The organism is Streptomyces sp. NPDC055099, from assembly GCF_053607685.1.
Genome location: NZ_JBSGUA010000026.1, coordinates 35448 through 57856, shown reverse-complemented (window position 1 = coordinate 57856; position 22409 = coordinate 35448). Strand labels below are relative to the sequence as shown.

Below are 22409 nucleotides of genomic sequence, written 5' to 3'. Positions count from 1 at the left end.
GACTCTATCAGACTCTTTCGTGTCCGATTTCCTCGGTGCCTTTCCGGTTCCCGCTCCGGCCTTTCGGCTTTCGCGTTTCCCTTTCCGGCGAGTCCAAACACTATCAGGACTTTCTCGGCTCCCCGACCACTCATCTGCGAGCACGCAGAAGCTGACCCAGGGATTAGGATCTGACTTGATAGATGCCGCCGAGTCCGGACGCTTGACCGCGTCACTCGCCTCAGGCAGGAGTCCGACTGTACATCGGCGGTTGGGGCGGGCGCAAATCGTTTGTGCAGTGCCCCTACTCAGTCATCCGGGACCTCTCGCGCGGAACCGGGACTTTTTATGACTTACTCTTCTGAACAGTGCGTCGTCCCGGACAGGTAGTGACGGCGGCTACGTATCTCCACCCCCTGGGAGGCTTGCCATGACCAGCGTGACGTCCCCGCTTGCCGGACGCGCCATCGGGCTCTCTGCAGTACCGGACCCCGTCTTCTCCGGCGCGATGGTCGGGCCCGGCACGGCCATCGATCCCGCGCGCGAGCCCTCCGAGGCTGTCGCGCCCGTCGACGGCATCGTCGTCTCGCTCCACCCCCATGCCTTCGTCGTCGTGGACGACGAAGGTCACGGTGTGCTGACGCACCTGGGCATCGACACCGTCCAGCTCAACGGCGAGGGCTTCGAGCTGCTCGTCAACAAGGGTGACACCGTGCAGCGCGGTCAGTCCATCGTGCGCTGGGACCCCGCGGGCGTCGAGGCCGCCGGCAAGTCTCCGATCTGCCCGATCGTGGCGCTCGAGGCCACTGCCGAGTCCCTCTCCGGTCTCAGGGAGGATGGCGACGTAAAGGCTGGGGACGTTCTCTTCAGCTGGAAGTGACGTCACGCCGTCCCTGACGGCGGGCACGACATACACCGCGGCGGCTGGGCCCGTCGCTCTATCGGAGACGGTGAGATGGAGACAACGCTGCGAGGCGTCGGCGTGAGCCACGGTGTGGCGATCGGCGAGGTTCGGCACATGGGGACGGCGGTCCTTGAGCCGCCTGCCAAGCAGATTCCCGCTGAGGAAGCCGAGCGCGAACAGGGGCGCGCTCGCCAGGCGGTGGAAGCTGTGGCGGCCGACCTGAATGCGCGCGGCAACCTGGCCGGTGGTGAGGCGCAGGCGGTTCTCGAGGCGCAGGCCATGATCGCTCAGGACCCCGAGCTCATGGCGGACGTCGACCGGCGGGTGACCGTCGGCAGCTCGGCGGAGCGCGCGATCTACGACGCGTTCTCGCACTACCGCGAGCTGCTCGCGGGCGCCGGTGAGTACATGGCCGGTCGCGTGGCCGACCTCGATGACGTGCGGAATCGTATCGTCGCCCGTCTGCTGGGCGTTCCGATGCCCGGTGTTCCGGACAGCGACGAGCCCTACATCCTGATCGCGCGCGACCTCGCGCCGGCGGACACGGCGTTGCTCGACCCCACGCTGGTGCTCGGTTTCGTCACCGAGGAGGGCGGGCCGACCAGTCACAGCGCGATTTTGGCGCGTGCGCTCGGTGTGCCCGCGATCGTCGCGCTGCCGGGTGCGGGTGAGCTGGCCGAGGGCACCGTTGTTGCCGTGGACGGCAGCACCGGTGAGATCTTCGTCGAGCCGAGTGCGGAGAAGAGGGGTCAGCTCGAGGCTTCGGCCGCCGAGCGCAAGGCTGCTCTTGCCGCGTCGACCGGTCCGGGTGCGACGTCCGACGGGCACAAGGTTCCGTTGCTCGCCAACGTCGGTGGACCCGCGGATGTGCCGGCGGCGGTGGAGGCAGGGGCCGAGGGTGTCGGTCTCTTCCGTACCGAGTTCCTCTTCCTTGACGACAGCACCAAGGCGCCGTCGGAGGAGAAGCAGGTCGAGGCGTACCGCAAGGTGCTCGAGGCCTTCCCCGAGGGTCGAGTCGTCGTGCGTGTGCTGGACGCCGGGGCCGACAAGCCGCTCGACTTCCTGACGCCCACCGACGAGCCGAACCCGGCGCTGGGTGTGCGTGGGCTGCGGTCGCTGCTCGAGCACCCCGACGTGCTGCGTACGCAGCTGACCGCGCTGGCCAAGGCCGTCGAGGGGCTGCCGGTCTACCTCGAGGTCATGGCGCCGATGGTCGCCGACCGCATCGACGCCAAGGCGTTCGCCGACGCGTGCCGTGAGGCCGGGCTGCAGGCCAAGTTCGGTGCCATGGTGGAGATTCCGTCGGCCGCTCTGCGGGCGCGCTCGATTCTCCAGGAGGTCGAGTTCCTCTCCCTGGGCACCAACGACCTCGCGCAGTACGCGTTTGCCGCCGACCGTCAGGTGGGTGCCGTGTCCCGGCTCCAGGACCCGTGGCAGCCCGCGCTGCTCGACCTGGTCGCGCTGTCCGCCGAGGCGGCCAGGGCCGAGGGCAAGAGCTGTGGCGTGTGTGGCGAGGCGGCTTCCGATCCGCTGCTCGCTTGTGTGCTGACCGGTCTCGGTGTCACCTCCCTGTCGATGGGTGCGGCGTCGATTCCCTACGTGCGGGCGACGCTGGCCAAGTACACGCTGGCGCAGTGTGAGCGTGCGGCGGCTGCCGCGCGTGCCGCGGACAGTGCCGAGGAAGCCCGGAAGGCCGTGCAGGCCGTTCTGTCCGGCGAGTAGCCGGAACCAGGTGTGTGAGGGGCGCTCCATCCGTCATGGGTGGGGCGCCCCTCGGCGTTCAGTGGTGGTGTCGTCCGTCGGGCTCCGTGTCCCCGATGGTGGGTGCGGCGCAGTAGTCGACGCCGGATTCCGGGGCGACGAGGTCTCCTGACACCGCGTCGGTGCAGTACGCGTCGAAGACCTCGGCCGCGGTGAGGGGCGCCAGGCGTTCGCCGTGCAGGCGCCAGCCCTGGACGCGGTCGCGTTTGCCGTCGGCGATGGTGCGCATCACCAGGCCCGCGGCGCTGTGGGTGGCGATGCCGACCGCGAGGACCGTGGTGAACTCCAGGGCTTCGGACTCGTCGAGCTGCGTGTTGCCTTGGGTGTCCTCCGCTGCGTGCAGCGTGGCGAGGAGTGTCTCGGAGACCGCGGGCACGCTGCAGACGAGGTGGCGGGTGCCGGGGCCGGGGGTCTCGAGGAGTTGGACGACGAGGTCCGATGCCCGGTCGAAGGCTGCGCGGCCGATGTCCTCGCCGCAGACCGCGCAGGCGCCGAGGCGGGCCAGGAGTGTGGTCGCGTACTCCCAGGTGGCCTTGCGGACCGCTTCGTCGACGAGGTCGGGGAGGAGATCGGCGAGGGGTCGGCCGTCGTACGGCACGGTGGGCCCTGTGGCGGCGAGTTCGGCGGTGAAGCGGGTGCGGCTGGCCGGGGCGTCGGGGACGAGACCTTCCTCGGCGCAGTACTCCGCGTACTCCTCGGGGTCGAAGAGCGCGATGGCCGTGTGTCCGCCGTCGGAGGCGAGTGATCTGAGGAGGCCTTCGGCCTGGCGGAGGTAGGTCGTGTGGTCGTCGAAGGTGAAGGTGCGATAGCGGCGCATCGCCGCGAAGTCCTCCTCGTCGGCCAACAGGCCGATGGTGCCGGCGACTTCGCGGCGTAGCGCCCGCCGCATCGTGGTGTGCTGGGTGCGCGTCATGATTCCCCCTGGCGTCACGTCGATCAATGCTCACTCAGAGTAATCGTGGGCACTGACAACGGTGGTGGGGCGGGGAGTTCAGGAGCGCTTGCGGGCCAGTTCCTCGTAGAAGCGGAGCAGGTCGAGGTTGTCCACCGAGCCGGGGTTGACCGCCTTGTCCAGCGCGGTGCCCTGGAGCAGTCGCTTGACCGGGACCTCGATGCGCTTGCCGGTGAGGGTGTGCGGGATGCCGGGGACCTCGATGACCTCGTCGGGGACGTGGCGCGGGGAGAGCTGGGCGCGGATCGCCTGCTTGATGCGGTCGCGGAGGGTGTCGTCGAGGACGGCGCCGGGGGCCAGATGGACGAAGAGAGGCATCCAGTAGCCGCCGTCCGGCTGTTCGGCGCCGATGACGAGGGATTCGCGGATCTCCGGGAGGCGTTCGACGACTTCGTAGATGTCGGCCGATCCCATGCGTACGCCCTGGCGGTTGAGCGTGGAGTCGGAGCGGCCGTGGATGACGACCGAGCCGTGCGAGGTCACGGTGATCCAGTCGCCGTGGCGCCAGACGCCGGGATAGGTGTCGAAGTAGCTGTCGTGGTAGCGGCTGCCGTCCGTGTCGTTCCAGAAGTGGATCGGCATGGAGGGCATCGGGTTGGTGACCACGAGTTCGCCGACCTCGTCGACGAGCGGCTTGCCCTGGGGGTCCCAGGCCTGGAGGTCGGTGCCGAGGCCGGGGGCCTGGAGCTCGCCGATGTGGACGGGCAGGGTGGGGACGGCGCCGGCGAAGCAGGAGCAGACGTCCGTGCCGCCGCTGACCGAGGCCATCCACAGGCCGCCGGGGGTGTCCTCGAACTCGTCGTGCAGCCAGCGGAATCCGTCGGGCGGGAGCGGGGAGCCGGTGGTGGCGACGCACTTGACGGTGGAGAGGTCGAAGTCGCGGGCCGGGTGCACGTCCGCCTTGCGGCAGGCCATGACGTACGCCGCCGATGTGCCGAAGAGCGTGGCCTTCGTGCGTTCGGCGATGCGCCACTGGGCGCCGGTGTCGGGATAGCCGGGGCTGCCGTCGTAGAGGACGATCGTGGTGCCGGTGAGGAGGCCGGAGACGAGGAAGTTCCACATCATCCAGCCGGTGGACGTGTACCAGAAGAAGCGGTCGCCAGGCCCGAGGTCGCAGTGCAGGCCGAGCTGCTTGAGGTGTTCGACGAGGATGCCGCCCTGGGACTGGACGATGGCCTTGGGCAGGCCGGTGGTGCCGGAGGAGTAGAGCACCCACAAGGGGTGGTCGAACGGGACCGGTTCGAAGACCGGGGCCGTGTCCGAGGCGGTGAGGGCGGCCCATTCCAGGGCGCCTTCGGGGGCCTCGGTGCCGAGCAGCGGGATGTGGACGACGGCGCGCAGGGTGGGCAGTTCGCGGCGCAGTTCGGCGACGGTGTCGCGGCGGTCGTGCTCCTTGCCGCCGTAGCGGTAGCCGTCGACGGTGAACAGGACGACCGGTTCGACCTGCTGGAAGCGGTCAAGGACGCTGCGTGCGCCGAAGTCCGGCGCGCAGGAGGTCCAGACGGCGCCGACGGCCGCGGTGGCCAGGAGGGCGACGACGGCCTGCGGGATGTTCGGGACGTATCCGCTGACGCGGTCTCCGGGGCGTACGCCGAGTGTGCGCAGCTCTGCCGCCAGGGAGCCGACCTGGCGGCGCAGCTCGCTCCAGGTGGTGGCGGTCGGCTCGTGTGTCTCGTCCACATGGAGGAGGGCCGGCTCGCCCGCGCGCGCGGGGTCCTCTGCGGCGCGCAGTGCGTGTTCGGCGTAGTTGAGCGTAGCTCCGGGGAACCACTGCGCGCCCGGCATCGAGCGGTCGCCGAGTACGCGCGCGTAGGGCGTCGAGAAGCGCACGCCGAACCAGTCGGTGACCGCTTTCCAGAACGTGTCCAGTTCGTCCACGGACCAGCGGTGCAGGGCCGCGTAGCCGCCGTCGGCGGGCGCTCCGTGGCGTTCGGCGGCCCATGCCTGGAATCGCGTGATCTGCGCGGCGGCGATCCGTTCCTGGTCGGGCTGCCAGAGCGGTGAGGGGTTCGCTGAGGACATGGGTCGGCTCCCGGGCTCTAAGCGTCGTATGCGTGTGTGGTGCGCGCGTGCTGGTTGTGCGCGCGACACGGCTGACAGGGACGATGCCACGTGATCGATTTCGACACCAGGGTGTGCCTCACACAGTCGGCGAGGCGACTATGTGCCGTCACCCCAGGTGAACGGCAGTTGAACGATCCACACGGGCGGCTTCTTCGGTGGCAGGGTGAGCAGCATGAACGGTCGTGACCTGGTGCGTTCGATGAAGGCGGTCAGCTTGGTCGGTACGGCGCAGGGGTTGCGTGCGGTGCGGTCCTCTTGGCGCAGGCAGCGGGCGGACGCCGCCGCGCTCGCCCCCCGGGGTGTCGAGCGCGCGCGGGTGCCCGGTCCGGTGACGGGGGTGGAGCCGGGGCCCGGGGGCGGGGTGGTGCGGTTCGCCCGTTCTGAGTTGCGGGTGCGGGTCACGACGGGCGGGGCGATCTTCTGGGGCTGGGACGGTGCGGAGCCCGACCCCTCGTACGCGCTTGTCAGCGGGAGTCCCGAGGCGGACCCGCGAGCCGTGCTCGAGCCGGACAAGGAGGGCGGCTGGCGGGTCGTGTCGGAGCGGGCGACCGTGATCGTCTCGCGTCTTGGCGCCGTGGAACTGCGGACGCCCGGCGGTCTGGTGCTGCGCCGCGATCTGCCGCCCCGCTGGTGGGAGTCGGCCGGGGGTGCCACGCGCTGGCTGCAGCGTTCGCAGGTGGCGGCGGACGCGCGGTTCTTCGGGCTCGGGGGCCGCGCGCGGGGGCCGCGGCTGCGGAACGGGTCGTACCGGCTGTGGAACACCGATCCCGGTGGGTCGTTCGGGCCGGGAGACGGCCCCTTGTACATCACCATGCCGGTGCAGTTCGTCGTGGCCGACGCCGGCTGTCATCTGGTGTTCCACGACAACACGTGGGACGGCACCGTGTCGGTGCGCGAGGGTGAGGAGGGCGCGGGGTCGGGGCATGACAGGGCGGGTTCGTGCGAGGTGCGCATGGATGGCGGGCCGCTGCGGTGCTGGGTGATGGTGGGCACCCCCGCGCGCGTGCTGCACGCCTGGGCCTCGCTCACCGGACCGCCCGCGCTGCCGCCCGCGTGGGCGCTCGGTCACCATCACGCGCGGTGGGGTTTCGGCAGTGAGCGCGAGGTGCGGCGGATCGTGGCCGGATACCGGGATCGGGGGCTGCCGCTGGATGCCGTCCATCTGGACATCGATCACTACGAAGCGCATCAAGTGTTCACCGTCGACAAGGAGACCTATCCCCATGTGCCGCAGTTGGCCGACGACTTGCTCAAGGAGGGTGTGCGTCTGGTGTCGATCGTCGACCCGGCGGTGAAGGCCGAGCCGGGCAACGAGGTCTACGACAGCGGCAGCGCGACGGACGCCTTTGTGCGGGATGCCGCGGGGCGGACGGTGCACGGGGTCGTCTGGCCTGGCCAGGCGGTGTATCCCGACTTCACGGACGCGCGGGTGCGGGCGTGGTGGGGCGGTCTCTACAAGGAGCGGCTCGCCCAGGGGTTCGCGGGTTTCTGGCACGACATGAACGAGCCGGTGTCCTTCGCCGCCTTCGGGGAGCCGACGCTGCCCCGTTCGGCCCGGCACGCCTTGGAGGGCCGCGGTGGTGACCACCGTGAGGCGCACAACGTGTACGGCCTCTGCATGGCGCGCGCCGGGTACGAGGGGCTGCGCGAACTGCACCCCCAGGAGCGGCCGTTCCTGTTCTCGCGCTCCGGGTGGGCGGGGATGCAGCGCTACGGAGGGACGTGGTCCGGGGATGTGGCCACGGGGTGGCCCGGGTTGCGGGCGTCTTTGTCGCTGGTGCTCGGTCTGGGGCTGTGCGGCGTGCCGTACTCGGGCCCCGATGTGGGCGGGTTCGACGGCAGTCCGTCACCCGAGCTGTATCTGCGGTGGTTTCAGCTCGGCTCGTGTCTGCCGCTGTTCCGTACGCACGCCGCGTTGCGGGCCGGGCGCAGGGAGCCCTGGGAGTTCGGTCCCGAAGTGCTTGAGCACGCGCGCGTGGCGCTCGGCGAACGCCGGCGGCTGCTGCCGTACTTCGTGACGCTCGCGCATCTGGCCCGGCGTACGGGCACGCCGTATGTGCGGCCCCTGTGGTGGGGCAGTCCGGAGGACCGGGAGCTGCGTGACTGCGAGGACGCGTTCTTGCTCGGCGACTGTCTGCTGGTGGCGCCGGTGTTCGAGCCGGGGGCGGTCCGCCGCACGGTCCGGCTGCCGCCCGGTCGCTGGTACGACACGGCGACCGGCCAGGCGTACGAGGGCCCGGCCCGGGTGCTGCTGGAGGCTCCGCTGTCCCGCATCCCGGTGCTGGCGCGGGCGGGTGCGGTGCTGCCGGTGCGGGGCGCCGACGGTGGTCTTGAGCTGGAGGTGTGGGCTCCGGCGCCGGGGCGTACGGGAGGCGGCCTGGTGGTCAGGGACGCGGGTGACGGCTGGGAGGAGCCGGAGATCGAGCGGTTCGTCGCACGCTGGGCCGGGGAGCGGGTGGTGGTCGAGCGGGACGGCGCGGAGGCGGGCGACGTGGGGCTGCCGGTGACGGTGCGGGGGAGCTCGCGGCGTCAGATGTAGCGGCCCTCGAACCAGGCGCGCACCGCCAGTGTGTGCAGGGGGAAGGCGAGTTCGGCCGGGCGGTGCAGCAGGTGCCAGCCCTCGGTCTCCCCCGTGGGCGCGGGGTCCGGCAGGTCGGCTGCCGGGCGCTCGGGCAGGAGGCCGAAGAGCAGCAGGTAGCCGGCGGGGGCGCTGAGCGCGTCCGCGAGGCGGACGTCGCGGCTCTGTGCGCCGATGCCGGTCTCTTCCCTGAGTTCGCGGACGACGGCGTCCCGCCAGTCCTCCCGGTCGTCGATGAACCCTCCGGGCAGGGCCACTCCCCCGCGCGCGGGGGCGATGGTGCGGGTCACTACGACAAGGGCGGTGCCTTTGGTGTCGTACACGGGCTGCAGGGCGACCGCTACGGGCAGCGGGTTGCGGTAGGCCACCGTGCCGCAGGCCGCGCAGGTGCGGGGCCAGGCGGAACGACGCTCCCCGTAAGGGGACCCGCAGCTCGAACAGTGGGAGCCCGGGGCGGGTGCGGCGCGGTGCTGGGATGCGGACACGCCGCGGACTGTATCCGATCTCTGTCCGATACTCCGGTGCCGGTCTTTCGCTCCGGGACCAGATCCTGATAGATGCAGGGTTCATGACAGGAATCGCCCCCGCACTGCGGAAAATCGCCGTCACCGCCACCGCTCTCGTCGCCGTGGCCGCCGTCTCCGCGCCCGCCCAGGCCAAGCCCGAACCCAAGGCGCCCGATGAGTTCGTGGCCTTGCGGGACGTCGATCCGACGATCATCCAGGAGATGCGGTACCTCACGCCGCACAACTTCGTGGGCGAGCCCATCGACGGCTACAAGAAGCCGATGTGCATCCTCACCGAGCCCGCGGCGAAGGCGCTGCACAAGGCCCAGCGCACGCTGCTGCGCAAGGGCTACTCCCTGAAGGTGTACGACTGTTACCGGCCGCAGCGGGCGGTCGACCAGTTCGTGCGCTGGGCCGAGGATCTCGGTGACGTACGCATGAAGGCGGAGTTCTATCCCCATGTCGACAAGTCGCGGTTGTTCGAGGACGGCTACATCGCGGCGAAGTCCGGGCACAGCCGTGGCTCTACGCTCGATCTGACGGTCGTGAAGCTGCCCGCCCTGCCCACGCGGCCGTACGTCCCCGGAGAGCCCCTCACGCCCTGCTACGGGCCCCAGGACGAGCGGTTCCCCGACAACTCCCTGGACATGGGCACGGGGTTCGACTGCTTCGACACCCTCTCCCACACGGACGATCCCCGGATCACCGGCAAGCAGCGGGCCAACCGCGATCTGCTGCGGGGCACGCTGACCAAGGTCGGTTTCGTCAACCTTCCGGAGGAGTGGTGGCACTTCACGTACAAGCCCGAGCTCTTCCCTGACACCTACTTCGACTTCCCCGTGGCACGACGCTCGCTGCAGGGGAAGTAGCGGGTGCCGCGCTACTGACGGGGTCCGGTTGCCCGTGGCACACTTCTGACGTTCCGTCAGATCCAGTGTCGTGGAGGAGCCTTGTCGCGTACGCGTACTCCCGTGGTGACCGGATGGTTCGCCGGGGAGGGAGACAACTTCCGCCTACTGGGCACGCGCTGCTCGGCCTGCGCCTGCGTCTTCTTCCCCCGCGAGGACGGCTTCTGCCGCAATCCCGGATGCGCGGGCGGCGACCTCGAAGAGGTGCCGCTCTCCCGGCGAGGGCGCGTCTGGTCGTACACGGACAGCCGCTACCGCCCGCCCGCACCCTATGTCTCCGACCCGGAACTTCCCTGGCAGCCCTACGCGTTGATCGCTGTAGAGCTGGAAGCGGAGCGGATGGTGGTGCTCGGCCAGGCGGCTCCCGGGGTCACCGTCGCCGATCTGGAGGTCGGCATGGAGGTGGAGGTCGTCGCCGGGGTGCTGGCCGACGAGTACGGGGAGGACGGGCAGGACGGGCAGGGTGACGCCGACGAGGGCTCGGCGACGACGTGGTACTGGCGGCCGGTGGGGGTGGGCGCATGACCAGCGAGGTGGCGGTCCTCGGTGCGGGCATGCACCCATGGGGCAAGTGGGGCAGGAGCTTCGTCGAGTACGGCACGGCGGCGGCCCGCGCGGCGCTCGCCGACGCCGGAGTGGACTGGCGTGACGTGGGGTCCGTCGTGGGGGCGGACACGGTCCGCGGCGGCTATCCCGGGTATGTGGCGGGGGCGACGTTCGCGAAGGCGCTCGGCTGGCAGGGCGCGCGGGTCGCCAGCGTGTACGCGGCGTGCGCGTCCGGGGCCCAGGCGATCAACACCGCGCGTACGCAGATCCTCGCCGGCCTCGCCGACGTCGTCCTCGTGGTCGGGGCGGACGCCGCGCCCAAGGGGTTCTTCCGGCCCGCCGGAGGGAACCGGCACGACGACCCGGACTGGCTGCGGTTCCGCCTCCTCGGTGCCACCAACCCCACGTACTTCGGCCTCTACGCACGCCGGAGGATGGCGGTCCACGGCGACACCCTGGAGGACTTCGCCCAGGTCAAGGTGAAGAACGCGGCGTCGGGGGCGCTCAATCCGAGCGCGCGCTACCGCAAGACCGTCACCGCCGACGAGGTGGCCGCCTCGGCTGTCGTCGCCGACCCCTTGCGGCTGCTCGACATCTGCGCGACCTCCGACGGAGCGGCGGCGCTCGTGCTCTCCAGCATGAAGTTCGCCCGACGGCACGGCGTGGGCAACCCGGTGCGGATCCGGGCCGTGTCCACGGTGACGCCGACGTACCCGACCACCGTCCTGGACCTGCCGGACATCGCGACGGACTCCGCGGCCGTCGTGCCGCCCGCCGACGGGACCTTCCGCGCCTCCATCGCGCACGCCGCGTACGAAGAGGCGGGCATCGGGCCCGACGAGCTCTCCCTGGCGGAGGTTTACGACCTCTCCACCGCGCTCGAACTGCAATGGTACGAGGACCTGGGGCTCTGCGGCGAGGGAGAGGGAGCCAAGCTGCTGCGGGAGGGAGCGACCGCCCCGGGCGGACGCATACCGGTCAACCCCAGCGGTGGACTCGCCTCCTTCGGAGAGGCCGTTCCGGCGCAGGCCATCGCCCAAGTATGCGAACTGACATGGCAGTTGCGAGGGACTGCCGGGGCGCGGCAGGTCACAGGGGCGCGCGCGGGGATCACCGCGAATCAAGGGCTGTTCGGGCATGGCTCCGCGGTCGTCGCGGTGCACTGACCGCTGTCACCGTCCCTCCCGCGCTCACCGCGGGCAAGACCACGGGCGCCTCGCAGAGGAAGGGCGTACGCCGGTTAACCGTTGCCGTCCGCGACCTTGACGCTCCATCACCACCGGTGAACACTTCCGGTGTCAGTCGGCATCGCCGCACTTCGGCTCCGCGCCATTCAGGGCCCCTGTACGCGCGAAGGGTCCGCACGAAGGACCTGTTCAGCGGGTCATCCCCCTCTGGGCGATTCGACTGCGACGGCACGCTCGCCATGGAAGCCGGGCGGGGCGCGGGACACCCCTGCCTTCGGCTGAAGTCACCGGGCAAAGCCAGGCAGTAGTCGTGGAACGCACCCAGCACGGAGTACCGGGGCCACCGCCCCGGGCGAGGGCCTAGGAGCCGCCATGTACTCGAATGGGGATATCTTCGTCGGTGAGATCATCGGCACCGCGATCCTGATTCTTTTGGGCGCCGGCGTATGTGCCGCCGTCACCTTGAGCCACTCGAAGGCGAAAGCCTCCGGATGGGTCGTCATCGCCTTCGGATGGGGCTTCGGCGTGCTCGCGGGCGCGTACACCGCGGGGCCCCTGTCCGGTGGTCATCTCAACCCCGCCGTCACACTCGGCATCGCGATCGACACCGAGGAGTGGGGCAAGGTCTGGATCTATCTGCTCGGACAGATGATCGGCGCGATGCTCGGCGCCGTCCTCGCGTACCTCGTGTACTACGCGCAGTTCAACGCCAACGTCTCCGGGAACCTCAAGGACAAGGTGACGAGCGCGCACGAGCCCACGCCGACCCTCGGCATCTTCTCGACCATCCCGGAAATCCGGAACCCGGTCGCCAACCTCGTCACGGAGATCATCGCGACCATCGCCCTGGTGCTGCCCATCCTCGCCTTCGGGCTCACCAAGGGGCTCGGCGAATCCGGCACGCAGACGCTGATCGTGGCGTTCCTGGTCGTCGGCATCGGCCTCTCGCTCGGCGGGCCCACCGGCTACGCCATCAACCCGGCCCGTGACCTGGGCCCGCGCATCGTGCACACGTTCCTGCCGATCCCGAACAAGGGCACGTCCGACTGGAGTTACGCCTGGGTCCCGGTGGCCGGGCCGCTGATCGGCGGAGCGCTCGCAGGTCTCATCTACAACGTAGCCTTCTGACGCTAGGGGTAGCCATGCCGGACAACTCCGAGAAGTTCGTCGCCGCCATCGACCAGGGCACCACCTCCAGCCGCTGCATCATCTTCAACCACGCGGGCGAGATCGTCGCCGTCGACCAGCGGGAACACCGCCAGATCTTCCCCAAGCCGGGGTGGGTCGAGCACGACGCCACCGAGATCTGGTCCAAGGTGCAGGCCGTGGTCGCGGGAGCGATCGCCAAGGCCGGGCTCCGTACCGACCAGATCAGCGCCCTCGGCATCACCAACCAGCGCGAGACGACGGTCCTGTGGGACCGCGCGACCGGCAAGCCCGTGCACAACGCGATCGTCTGGCAGGACACCCGGACGTCGGCGCTCTGCACCGAGCTGGGCGGCGCCGACGGCCAGGACCGGTTCCGGGAGCAGACCGGGCTGCCGCTCGCGAGCTACTTCTCCGGGCCGAAGGCGGCCTGGCTGCTCGACAACGTGCCGGGTCTGCGGGCCCGCGCCGAGCGCGGCGAGATCGCGTTCGGCACCATCGACTCCTGGCTGATCTGGAATCTCACCGGCGGCACGGACGGCGGCGTGCACGTCACGGACGTCACCAACGCCGGGCGCACCATGCTGATGAACCTGGCGACCCTGGAGTGGGACCAGTCGATCCTGGCCGCGATGAACGTCCCCGAGGCGGTCCTCCCGGAGATCAGGTCGTCGGCGGAGGTCTACGGCACGGCGGTCGGGCAGCTCTCCGGTGTGCCGGTCGCCTCGGCGCTCGGCGACCAGCAGGCGGCCATCTTCGGGCAGGCGTGCTACGACACGGGGACGGCGAAGAACACGTACGGAACCGGAAGCTTCCTGCTGCTCAACACCGGTAACCGGCCCGTCCCCTCGAAGAACGGGCTGCTCACCACCATGGGCTACAAGATCGGCTCCGAGGCGCCCGTCTACTGCCTCGAAGGGGCGATCGCGATCACCGGCGCCCTGGTGCAGTGGTTCCGCGACCAGCTCGGCATCATCCGCAGCGCGGACGAGATCGAGACGCTCGCCGCGAGCGTGGAGGACAACGGCGGCGCGTACATCGTGCCCGCCTTCTCCGGCCTCTTCGCGCCCTACTGGCGCTCCGACGCACGCGGTGTCGTCACCGGACTCACCCGGTACGTGACCAAGGCGCATCTGGCGCGCGCCGTCCTGGAGGCGACCAGCTGGCAGACCCGTGAGGTCGTCGACGCGATGTACCAGGACTCCGGGGTGCAGCTGCGGACCCTGAAGGTGGACGGCGGCATGACCAAGAACAATCTGCTGATGCAGCACCAGGCGGACGTGCTCGGGGTGCCGGTGATCCGGCCGAAGGTCTCCGAGACGACGTGTCTGGGCGCCGCGTACGCCGCCGGTCTGGCGACCGGTGTGTGGAACGACCTCGACGAGCTGAAGGCGCACTGGCAGCAGGACGTCGAGTGGACGCCGGTGATGGACACCGAGGCCCGCGAGCGCGAGTACCACAACTGGCACAAGGCGGTGGAGCGGAGCTTCGGCTGGCACGAGGACGGCGCGAGCTGAGCCGAGGATGACCGCGGCCCGTACCCCGTTCGGCGGGGGTACGGGCCGCGGCTGTGTATGCGCTCACCGGCTCAGGTGGTCGCGGGCTCCCTGGCCGCGGCGGCGACCGCCATCGCGTGCTGGACCACCCCGATGAGGACTTCCTTGACGGACTGCCGCTCGCGCGCGTCGCACATCAGCACGGGAACATCGGGGTCGAGGTCCAGCGCCTGCCGCACGGCCTCGGCGGGGTAACGCGACGCGCCCTCGAAGCAGTTGACGCCCACGACGAAGGGTATGGAGCGGCGCTCGAAGTAGTCGACGGCCGCGAAGCAGTCCTCCAGGCGGCGGGTGTCCGCGAGGACCACGGCACCCAGCGCCCCGGTGGCCAGCTCGTCCCAGAGGAACCAGAAGCGGTCCTGGCCCGGGGTGCCGAAGACGTAGAGGACCAGGTCCTCGCGGAGCGTGATGCGCCCGAAGTCCATGGCGACGGTGGTGGTGTGCTTGTCCGAGACACCGCTGGTGTCGTCGACCGGGCGGCCCGCCTCGCTGAGCAGCTCCTCGGTGCGCAGCGGTTTGATCTCGCTGACGGCGCCGACGAGGGTCGTCTTGCCGACGCCGAAGCCGCCCGCCACCAGGATCTTCAGCGTCACCGGCTCGACGGGGGCCTTGCCGCGCTCAGCACGCTTGAAGATCATCGCTCGCTTCTCCTGGATCAGTGTCAGTTGCTTCGGGGGGTGCGCTTGTCGCACCGCTGTCGCGCGGGGCCGGACCGTATCCGCCGCCGCCTGGGGTTTCGATCACGAGTACGTCGCCGGGGCCGGCGTCCGCGAAGTCACTGCCGTCCAGCTCCTGGACGCCGCCGTCGGCGCGCTCCACGCGGCCCGCACCGAGCGCTCCGGGGCTGCCGCCCGCCATGCCGTACGGCGCCACTCTGCGGTGCTGCGAGAGCGTGGAGACCGTCATCGGTTCGCGGAAGCGGATGCGGCGCACGGCTCCGTCCCCGCCGCGCCATCTGCCGGTGCCGCCGCTGCCCCGGCGTACGGCGAACTCCTCCAGGAGCACGGGCAGGCGCCACTCGAGGACCTCGGGGTCGGTGAGCCGGGAGTTGGTCATGTGGGTCTGGACGACGGACGCCCCGTCGAAGCCGTCGCCCGCCCCGGAGCCCGAGGCCACGGTCTCGTAGTACTGGTGGCGGTCGTTGCCGAAGGTGACGTTGTTCATCGTCCCGGAGCCCTCGGCCTGGACGCCCAGGGCTCCGTAGAGGGCGCCGGTGATCGCCTGTGACGTCTCGACGTTTCCGGCGACGACGGCCGCCGGCGGCTCGGGGGCCAGCAGGGAGCCCGGGGGCACGACGATGCGCAGGGGGCGCAGGCAGCCGTCGTTGAGCGGGATGTCCTCGGCCACCAGGGTGCGGAAGACGTACAGGACCGCGGCGTTGACCACCGCGAAGGGCGCGTTGAAGTTCGTCGCGAGCTGGCCCGACGTGCCGGTGAAGTCGATGGTCGCCGTGCGGGCTTCGCGGTCCACGGAGACACGGACGCGGATGACTGCCCCCGAGTCCGTCGGATAGGCGAACTCGCCCTCTTCTAGTGCGTCGATGACTCGGCGTACCGCTTCTTCGGCGTTGTCCTGTACGTGCCGCATGTACGCCTGGACGACGTCGAGCCCGAAGTTCTCGATCATGCGGCCGACTTCGTCGACGCCCTTCTGGTTGGCGGCGATCTGGGCGCGCAGGTCGGCGAGGTTGATGGCCGGGTTGCGGGAGGGGTACGGGGCGTCGGTGAGCAGGCTCAGGGTCTCGGTCTCGCGGAGGCGGCCGCCCTCCACGAGGAGCCAGTTGTCGAAGAGGACGCCCTCTTCCTCGATGGTGCGGCTGTTGGCCGGCATGGAACCGGGGGCGATGCCGCCGATCTCCGCGTGGTGCCCGCGCGACGCCACGTAGAAGAGGACCCGCTCCCCCGGGGTCTCACGTTCCCCCGGGGTGTCGAAGACGGGCGTGATGACGGTGACGTCCGGGAGGTGGGTTCCGCCGTGGTAGGGGTCGTTGACCGCGTAGGTGTCCCCGGGGCGCATGTTGCTGCCTCGGCGCTGGATCACCTCCTTCACGCTGGTGCCCATCGAGCCCAGGTGGACCGGGATGTGAGGGGCGTTGGCGACGAGGTTGCCGTCCGGGTCGAAGAGCGCGCAGGAGAAGTCGAGCCGCTCCTTGATGTTGACCGACTGTGCCGTGGACTCCAGCCGGGCGCCCATCTGTTCGGCGATCGACATGAAGAGGTTGTTGAAGACCTCGAGGAGGACGGGGTCGGCCTCGGTGCTCGCGGCGGAACCCTCGGGCACCGCCACACGTTCCATGACCAGGTGACCCTCGTGTGACATGGCCGCCTGCCAGCCGTCGTCCACGACCGTCGTGGAGCTGGCCTCGGTGATGATCGCGGGTCCGTCGACGGTCTCGCCGTACGGCAGTTCCTCGCGGCGGTGCAGGGGCACGTCGCGCCAGGTGCCGCCCGTGTGCAGGCTGACGGTCCGCGCTGCGCCTCGGCGTGTGTCACCGGCGAGCACGGAGAGGTCTGGCTGCTCGGTCAGGCCGGTGGCCTCCACGGAGAGCGCCTCGACGACGACGGGGCGGTCCAGGGTGAAGGAGTAGGTGGTGCGGTGGCGTTCCTCGAAGACACGGATCATGCTGTCCGGCTCGGTGAGCTCCACGGTGAGGGTGGTGTCGGTGCCGTCGTAGCGCAGTTGGGCGCGGCGGGTGACGCGGACGCGGTCCTCGGGCACGTCCTCGGCGAGGAGTTCGGCGCGGGCCGCTTCCTCCAGGTCGTCGGCGGTCTTCAGGACCCGCGGCATCGCCGACGGTTCGAGGCGGGCCTCCACGGACTGTTCGCGCATCGCGGTGGTGTCGGCGAGTCCGATGCCGAGCGCGGAGAGCACTCCCGCCATGGGGGGTACGAGGACGGTGCGGATGCCCAGCGAGTCGGCGACCATGCAGGCGTGCTGGCCGCCCGCGCCACCGAACGTGGTCAGGGCGTAGCGGGTGACGTCGTGGCCCTTCTGGACCGAGATGCGCTTGACGGCGGCCGCGATGTTGGCGACGGCGATCTGCAGATATCCCTCGGCGACCTGCTCCGGGGTGCGGTCGTCGCCGGTGTGTTCCCTGATGTCGCGGGCCAGTGCGCTGAAGCGGTCGCGCACGAGCGCCTCGTCGAGCGGCTGGTCGCCGTCCGGCCCGAACACCTTCGGGAAGTGGGCGGCCTGGACGCGCCCGAGGGCGACGTTGGCGTCGGTGACGGTGAGCGGGCCGCCGTTGCGGTAGCACGCCGGGCCCGGGGACGCGCCCGCCGAGTCGGGGCCCACGCGGTAGCGGCTGCCGTCGAAGTGCAGCACGGAGCCGCCGCCCGCCGCGACGGTGTGGATGTCGAGCATCGGCGCGCGCAGTCGTACGCCCGCGATCTGCGTGGTGAAGACCCGCTCGTACTCGCCCGCGTAGTGCGACACGTCCGTGGACGTGCCGCCCATGTCGAAGCCGATGACGCGGTCGAAGCCCGCGCGCTGCGACATGCGGGCCATGCCGACGATGCCGCCCGCGGGCCCGGACAGGATCGCGTCCTTGCCGCGGAACTGGCCCGCTTCGGTGAGACCGCCGTTCGACTGCATGAACATCAGGCGTACGCCGTCGAGTTCGTCGGCCACGTGCTGGACGTAGCGGTCAAGGACGGGCGACAGATAGGCGTCGACGACCGCCGTGTCGCCGCGCGGGACCAGCTTCATCAGCGGGCTGACCTCGCTGGAGAGTGAGACCTGCGCGAAGCCCGTGCGGACGGCCAGTTCGGCGATGGCCCGCTCGTGGGCGGGGTACAGGTGGCTGTGCATGCAGACCACCGCGACGGCCCGGATGCCGTCCTCGTGCGCCTGGCGCAGCGGCTCGGCGAGCTGTTCGAGGTCGGGGGCCCGCAGGACCTCACCCTCGGCGGTGACCCGCTCGTCGGCCTCGATGACCCGGTCGTACGGCAGTTCCGGGAGGACGATCTCGCGGGCGAAGATGTGGGGACGGTTCTGGTAGGCGATGCGCAGGGCGTCGCCGAAGCCGCGGGTGATCACCAGGGCGGTGGGCTCGCCCTTGCGCTCCAGGAGGGCGTTGGTGGCGACGGTGGTGCCCATCCGGACGGCGTCGATCCGCACGTCCGCGGTGCCGTCGGAGGCGTCGGCGGCACCGGGAGCGGAATCCAGTAATGCACGGATGCCGGCGACGGCCGCGTCGGCGTAGCGGGACGGGTTGTCCGACAGGAGTTTGTGCGTGAGCAGCCGCCCGTCGGGGCGCCGCGCGACGATGTCCGTGAAGGTGCCGCCCCTGTCGACCCAGAACTGCCAGCCAGTCACGTCCCACTCCCGCTTCCGCGCTGTTCAGAGCGCCCGGAGGCCGTTGATCACGTCGCGCAGAATACTCTCGTCCGGCAGTTCCGCCGGGGGTACGGGACGTGTCACGTGCACCAGTTCGTCATCGACGAGATCGCCGATGAGGACCCGGATCACGCCGATGGGAAGGTCCAGTTCGGCCGCCAGTTCGGCGACAGACTGGGGGCTGTCACGGCAGAGCCCGACGATGTCCACGTGCTCCGGAGACAGCCTCCTGTCCGCCTCCGGGTCACCGGCACGGGCCTCCGCGATGACGACCGCGATCAGATCGAGGCGATGCTGGGCCGGACTCGTGGTCCGGCCGCGCGTCATGGCGTACGGCCGCACCACGGGCCCGGCGTCGTCGTCGAACCAGCGAGGCGTCCCTTGTGTCCCTGTGCCGTCTTCGCTCATACCCTCCCGCTACCCTCCCGTGGGCAGGTCGGTGCGCGGCGCCGTACCCAGATGCACACCCACCCTCTTGACCAGCAGCGTCATCTCGTACGCCACCAGACCTACGTCGGAGTCCGCGTCCGCGAGGACGGCGAGGCAGCTGCCGTCACCCGCGGCCGTGACGAAGAGGAACGCGTCGTCGAGCTCGACCACCGTCTGGCGTACCCGGCCCGCCTCGAAGTGGCGTCCGACGCCCTTGGCGAGGCTGTGGAAGCCGGAGGCGACAGCGGCGAGGTGCTCGCTGTCCTCCCTGGTCAGATCCTGCGATACGCCGGTGGGCAGGCCGTCGCCGGAGAGCACGAGCGCCTTGCGGATGCTGGCGACCCGCTGCACCAGGTCGTCGAGGAGCCAGTTCAGCTCCCTCGCCGCCCCGGGATTGGCGATGCGTGCGTCGGCCTTCGGTGCGGTCATCGACCGTCCCCCTCAGATGTCGTTCCTGGTGCTGTGCCGTCGAAGGCGTCTTCGCCCGCGGCGTTCTCTTCACGGCCACGCTGCCAGCCGCGCTGGAGCGAGGCCATCCGGCTGCGTACCTCGTCGGCGTCGCGCTCCTCCGGCCTGGTCGTGGCCGGGGCCGGGTCGCGCTCCGTGCGGTGGTCCGGTCCGTCCTTCAATTGTGGGGCGAGGTTGGCCTGGCGCACACGCCGGGGCAGTCCGCCGGGTGCGGCGGCGGGCGTGGGCGCCTGAGGCTCCGTACGCGGGGACTCCGTGCGGCGGCTGCGCCTCGGGAGGTCCGGCGGGGCGTCGGCCGCGGTCACGTCGCGGTGCGGCGGGGAGAGGTCGGGCCAGGCGGACTGCGGCTCGGGGCGGCGCGGCAGATCGATGGGCTCGGCCGCGGGACGGATGCCGCGGTCCCGGTCCACCGCACCGCCCTGGGGGCGTCCCACGGGGGCCTGAGTGCGCTCGGGACGCTCGGGGCGCTCCGGTGCCGCCTCGTCGCCCTCCGGTGCGCCACGGGGCCTGTTGTGCGTCACGGGGCGCCCGTGGGAGGAGACCAGCTTCGGGGTCCTGCGGCGAGGCAGCTGTACGGGGTCCGCGGGGGCCGCGTCCATGTCGTCGTCGGAGGCGCCGAAACCGTTGCCCTTGCCGCGTCCGGGCAGATCGTCGGGGTGGGTGGGCCCGCGTTCGCCCGTCTCCCGCTCGTCGCGCGCCTGTTGGTGCTGCTCGTCGCCCGGGACACCGGTCGCGCGGCGGCGCGGGCGGAAGAGACCGCCGCGCTCGCTGTCGGCGTCGCCGAGGTCGCCGAGCGCGCCCGGGAAGGGGTCGAGGTCCGCCATGCCGACCGGCGCCTCCAGCTCGACGGGGCCGTCGAGGACGGACGCGGGCAGCCCCGGCAGCTGTACGGGCACCTGGCCGAGCGCCGCCTGCTTGTCGCCCGCGGCGTCGCGGCCCAGGGCGTCCTTGGGTTGCGGCCGGTCGAGTCGGAACCCGACGCCGTTCGTGTCCGGCACGTCGTCGGTGAGCAGCGTCTCCGGGATGAACACGACGGCGGTGGTCCCGCCGTACGGGGAGGGCTGCAGGGAGACGCGTACGCGCTGGCGCTGGGCGAGGCGGCTGACCACGAAGAGGCCGAGCCGGTCGGTGTCGGAGAGCTCGAACTCCGGTGTCTCCGCGAGGCGGAGGTTGGCGTCGAGGAGGGCGTCGGCCGCCATGCCGAGGCCCCGGTCGTGGATCTCCAGGGTGAAGCCGTTCGCGACGTGCTCGCCGAGGACCTGCACCGCGGTGTGCGGGGGCGAGAACACCGTGGCGTTCTCCAGGAGTTCGGCCATCAGGTGGGTGAGGTCGGCGACCGCGGGCCCGGTGACGGCGATCCTCGGCAGGCGGCGCACCTCGATGCGTTCGTAGTCCTCGACCTCGGCGACGGCCGCGCGCACGACGTCCATGAGCTGGACGGGCTTGCGCCACTGCCGGGACGGGGCGGCGCCGGAGAGGATGACGAGGCCCTCGGCGTGCCGGCGCATGCGCGTGGTGAGGTGGTCGAGGCGGAAGAGGTCGGCGAGTTCGTCGGTGTCCTCGGTCCTGCGCTCCATGGTGTCGAGCAGGGTGAGCTGCTTGTGCAGGAGCACCTGGCTGCGGCGGGCGAGGTTGACGAAGACCTCGGAGACGCCGCGGCGCAGGTCGGCCTGTTTGACGGTGGCCTCGACCGCCGCGCGCTGCAGGGTGTTGAGGGCCTGGCCGACCTGGCCGACCTCGTCCTTCTCGTACGTCAGGCGCGGTGCCTCGGTCTCCACGTCGACCTGTTCGCCCGCCGCCAGGCGGCGCAGTACGCCGGGCAGCCGGACGCCGGAGGCCTCATGGGCCTCCAGGCGCAGTCGGCGCAGGTCACGGATGAGGCTGCTGCCGATGCGCACGGACATGAAGACCGAGAACAGGAGGGCGAGCAGACCGAACACGCCCGCGACGACGACGCGCACGATCACGCCGACGGCCACCGGCTCGACGCGCTCCTGGAAGCGGTCGCCGGCCGCCTTGTCGCGCTCGGCGAGGTCCTTCAGGGCCTTGCCCGAAGCGGCGTCCCAGCGTGCCGACGTGACGGCGCGAGGGGTGCCGGGCGAGGATTCGACGACGGCCTTCTCGGCGGACCTGAGCTGGGTCGTCTCGGCGCCGTTCCAGTACCGCTCGTAGCCGGCGCGCTCGTCCTCCGGGAGCTGGGCGAGGTTGACCTCGTACAACAGCGTGCGCTGGGCCCTGAGGTCGGATATCTCGCGGATCTCGGTCTTGGTGAGCCTGCGCGCGACCAGGGCGGAGCCGAGCAGCGCGTCCTCGCGGGACAGCAGTTCACGCGCGCGTGCCACTCCGACCAGGGCCCGGCCCTGTTGGTCCACCTTCACGTCGTCGAGGCCGTGCAGGGTCATCAGGAAGCCGTAGCAGGGGTCGATCAGCTTCGTGTACATCTTCAGCGCGCCGGCGCGGGTGATCGTGCCTTCCTCGACCGTGCGGCGCAGCGACTCGATGCCCTCGAAGGAGTCGAGGAGCGACGCGAGCCGATCCTTGGACTGTCCGGTGACCTCGTCCCGCACGTCCGCGTGTTCGGCGTTGTCCACGACCTTGGTGATCATCTCGTCGGTGGCCGTCTGGCTGCGGCGCAGCGCGGCGAGCGCGTCCGAGGCGCGGGGGTCGGCGAGATAGACGAGGGTCTGGCGACGTTCCTGCTGGATGACCCGGGCGGTGTCCTCGATCGGGTAGCCGATCTTGTCGACGACATTGGCGACGTCGATGAGGTCCTTGGCCGACTGGCCGGTGAGGTAAGTGGCGAATCCCCACATCGCGGTCAGGGAAATGAGCGGCACCAGCAGCAATGCCACGATCTTCCGGCGGATGGACTTCCCGCGAAAGCGCATGGCCTCCCCCAGATCGACCCCCTGCGGCCGCGCTATGGCCAGGGGCACACATGTGCGTCAACAAACGGCGTGAGCCTACTACTGACGCAGGAGTAACTCGAAGGCATGTCCGGACGGATTTCAGCCGTGACGCAAAAAGGACGTCCTCAGTTGTCCCTCCAATTCGGGAGATTGCATCCCGCGTGTGGCACATGCCACT

General features: G+C 70.7%; 16 protein-coding genes. 8 read left to right on the top strand and 8 right to left on the bottom strand.

The genetic code is table 11. The features are described 5' to 3' along the window. Window positions 1–409 precede the first annotated feature (409 nt). Window positions 410–859 carry a PTS sugar transporter subunit IIA gene (locus ACWFRU_RS38600; protein WP_453692887.1) on the top strand — a complete coding sequence of 150 codons (450 nt, stop codon included), beginning with the start codon at window positions 410–412 and terminating at the stop codon, window positions 857–859. A 75-nt stretch (window positions 860–934) separates the two neighbouring features. Continuing rightward, window positions 935–2605 (top strand): phosphoenolpyruvate--protein phosphotransferase, encoded by a 1671-nt coding sequence (gene ptsP, locus ACWFRU_RS38595; protein WP_453692885.1) that lies wholly within the window; start codon window positions 935–937, stop codon window positions 2603–2605. A 58-nt stretch (window positions 2606–2663) separates the two neighbouring features. Here the strand turns inward: ptsP and ACWFRU_RS38590 are convergent, their stop codons facing one another. Further along, window positions 2664–3557, bottom strand: coding sequence for a hypothetical protein (locus tag ACWFRU_RS38590; protein ID WP_453692883.1), 894 nt, complete (start codon window positions 3555–3557; stop codon window positions 2664–2666). 78 nt (window positions 3558–3635) lie between these two features. Continuing rightward, window positions 3636–5618, bottom strand: coding sequence for an acetoacetate--CoA ligase (locus tag ACWFRU_RS38585; protein WP_453692881.1), 1983 nt, complete (start codon window positions 5616–5618; stop codon window positions 3636–3638). A 214-nt stretch (window positions 5619–5832) separates the two neighbouring features. Here ACWFRU_RS38585 and ACWFRU_RS38580 point away from each other — a divergent pair, with 214 nt between their 5' ends. After that, a complete protein-coding gene (locus ACWFRU_RS38580) occupies window positions 5833–8199 on the top strand; it encodes a glycoside hydrolase family 31 protein (protein ID WP_453692879.1) in 2367 nt (788 codons plus the stop codon). Here ACWFRU_RS38580 and ACWFRU_RS38575 read toward each other — a convergent pair. Then, window positions 8190–8723, bottom strand: a complete 534-nt coding sequence (locus tag ACWFRU_RS38575) for an NUDIX domain-containing protein (RefSeq protein ID WP_453692877.1) — start codon at window positions 8721–8723, stop codon at window positions 8190–8192. The two genes, ACWFRU_RS38580 and ACWFRU_RS38575, sit on opposite strands and share 10 nt — an antisense overlap. A gap of 83 nt (window positions 8724–8806) precedes the next feature. On the opposite strand from ACWFRU_RS38575, the gene ACWFRU_RS38570 reads away from it, so the two are divergent. The 5 genes from ACWFRU_RS38570 (at window position 8807) to glpK (ending at window position 14048) form a co-directional block, all read left to right on the top strand. Continuing rightward, window positions 8807–9613: a M15 family metallopeptidase gene (locus ACWFRU_RS38570; protein ID WP_453692875.1), complete on the top strand. Its 807-nt coding sequence runs from the start codon at window positions 8807–8809 to the stop codon at window positions 9611–9613. 102 nt (window positions 9614–9715) lie between these two features. Then, the gene (locus tag ACWFRU_RS38565) at window positions 9716–10177 is read left to right on the top strand and encodes a Zn-ribbon domain-containing OB-fold protein (protein WP_453692895.1); all 462 of its coding nucleotides are present in this window, start codon (window positions 9716–9718) and stop codon (window positions 10175–10177) included. Then, entirely contained in the window at window positions 10174–11364 is a 1191-nt protein-coding gene (locus tag ACWFRU_RS38560) for a lipid-transfer protein (protein ID WP_453692873.1), read from the top strand. The genes ACWFRU_RS38565 and ACWFRU_RS38560 overlap by 4 nt, the downstream gene beginning before the upstream one ends. Before the next feature lie 393 nt (window positions 11365–11757). Beyond that, the gene (locus ACWFRU_RS38555; protein ID WP_453692871.1) at window positions 11758–12513 is read left to right on the top strand and encodes an MIP/aquaporin family protein; all 756 of its coding nucleotides are present in this window, start codon (window positions 11758–11760) and stop codon (window positions 12511–12513) included. Between the two features lie 14 nt (window positions 12514–12527). Beyond that, entirely contained in the window at window positions 12528–14048 is a 1521-nt protein-coding gene (gene glpK / locus ACWFRU_RS38550) for a glycerol kinase GlpK (protein WP_453692869.1), read from the top strand. A gap of 71 nt (window positions 14049–14119) precedes the next feature. Here the strand turns inward: glpK and ACWFRU_RS38545 are convergent, their stop codons facing one another. The 5 genes from ACWFRU_RS38545 to ACWFRU_RS38525 are packed head-to-tail and all read right to left on the bottom strand — an operon-like array spanning window position 14120 to window position 22210. Continuing rightward, a complete protein-coding gene (locus ACWFRU_RS38545; protein ID WP_453692867.1) occupies window positions 14120–14725 on the bottom strand; it encodes a GTP-binding protein in 606 nt (201 codons plus the stop codon). Continuing rightward, window positions 14706–18404, bottom strand: a complete 3699-nt coding sequence (locus ACWFRU_RS38540) for a hydantoinase B/oxoprolinase family protein (RefSeq protein WP_453692865.1) — start codon at window positions 18402–18404, stop codon at window positions 14706–14708. Before ACWFRU_RS38540 ends, ACWFRU_RS38545 begins: the two co-directional genes overlap by 20 nt. A gap of 24 nt (window positions 18405–18428) precedes the next feature. Next, window positions 18429–18833 (bottom strand): DUF742 domain-containing protein, encoded by a 405-nt coding sequence (locus ACWFRU_RS38535; protein ID WP_363211112.1) that lies wholly within the window; start codon window positions 18831–18833, stop codon window positions 18429–18431. Window positions 18834–18842: 9 nt separating this feature from the next. Then, window positions 18843–19283 carry a roadblock/LC7 domain-containing protein gene (locus ACWFRU_RS38530; RefSeq protein ID WP_363211111.1) on the bottom strand — a complete coding sequence of 147 codons (441 nt, stop codon included), beginning with the start codon at window positions 19281–19283 and terminating at the stop codon, window positions 18843–18845. Continuing rightward, window positions 19280–22210: a nitrate- and nitrite sensing domain-containing protein gene (locus tag ACWFRU_RS38525; protein ID WP_453692862.1), complete on the bottom strand. Its 2931-nt coding sequence runs from the start codon at window positions 22208–22210 to the stop codon at window positions 19280–19282. Before ACWFRU_RS38525 ends, ACWFRU_RS38530 begins: the two co-directional genes overlap by 4 nt. Window positions 22211–22409 lie beyond the last annotated feature (199 nt).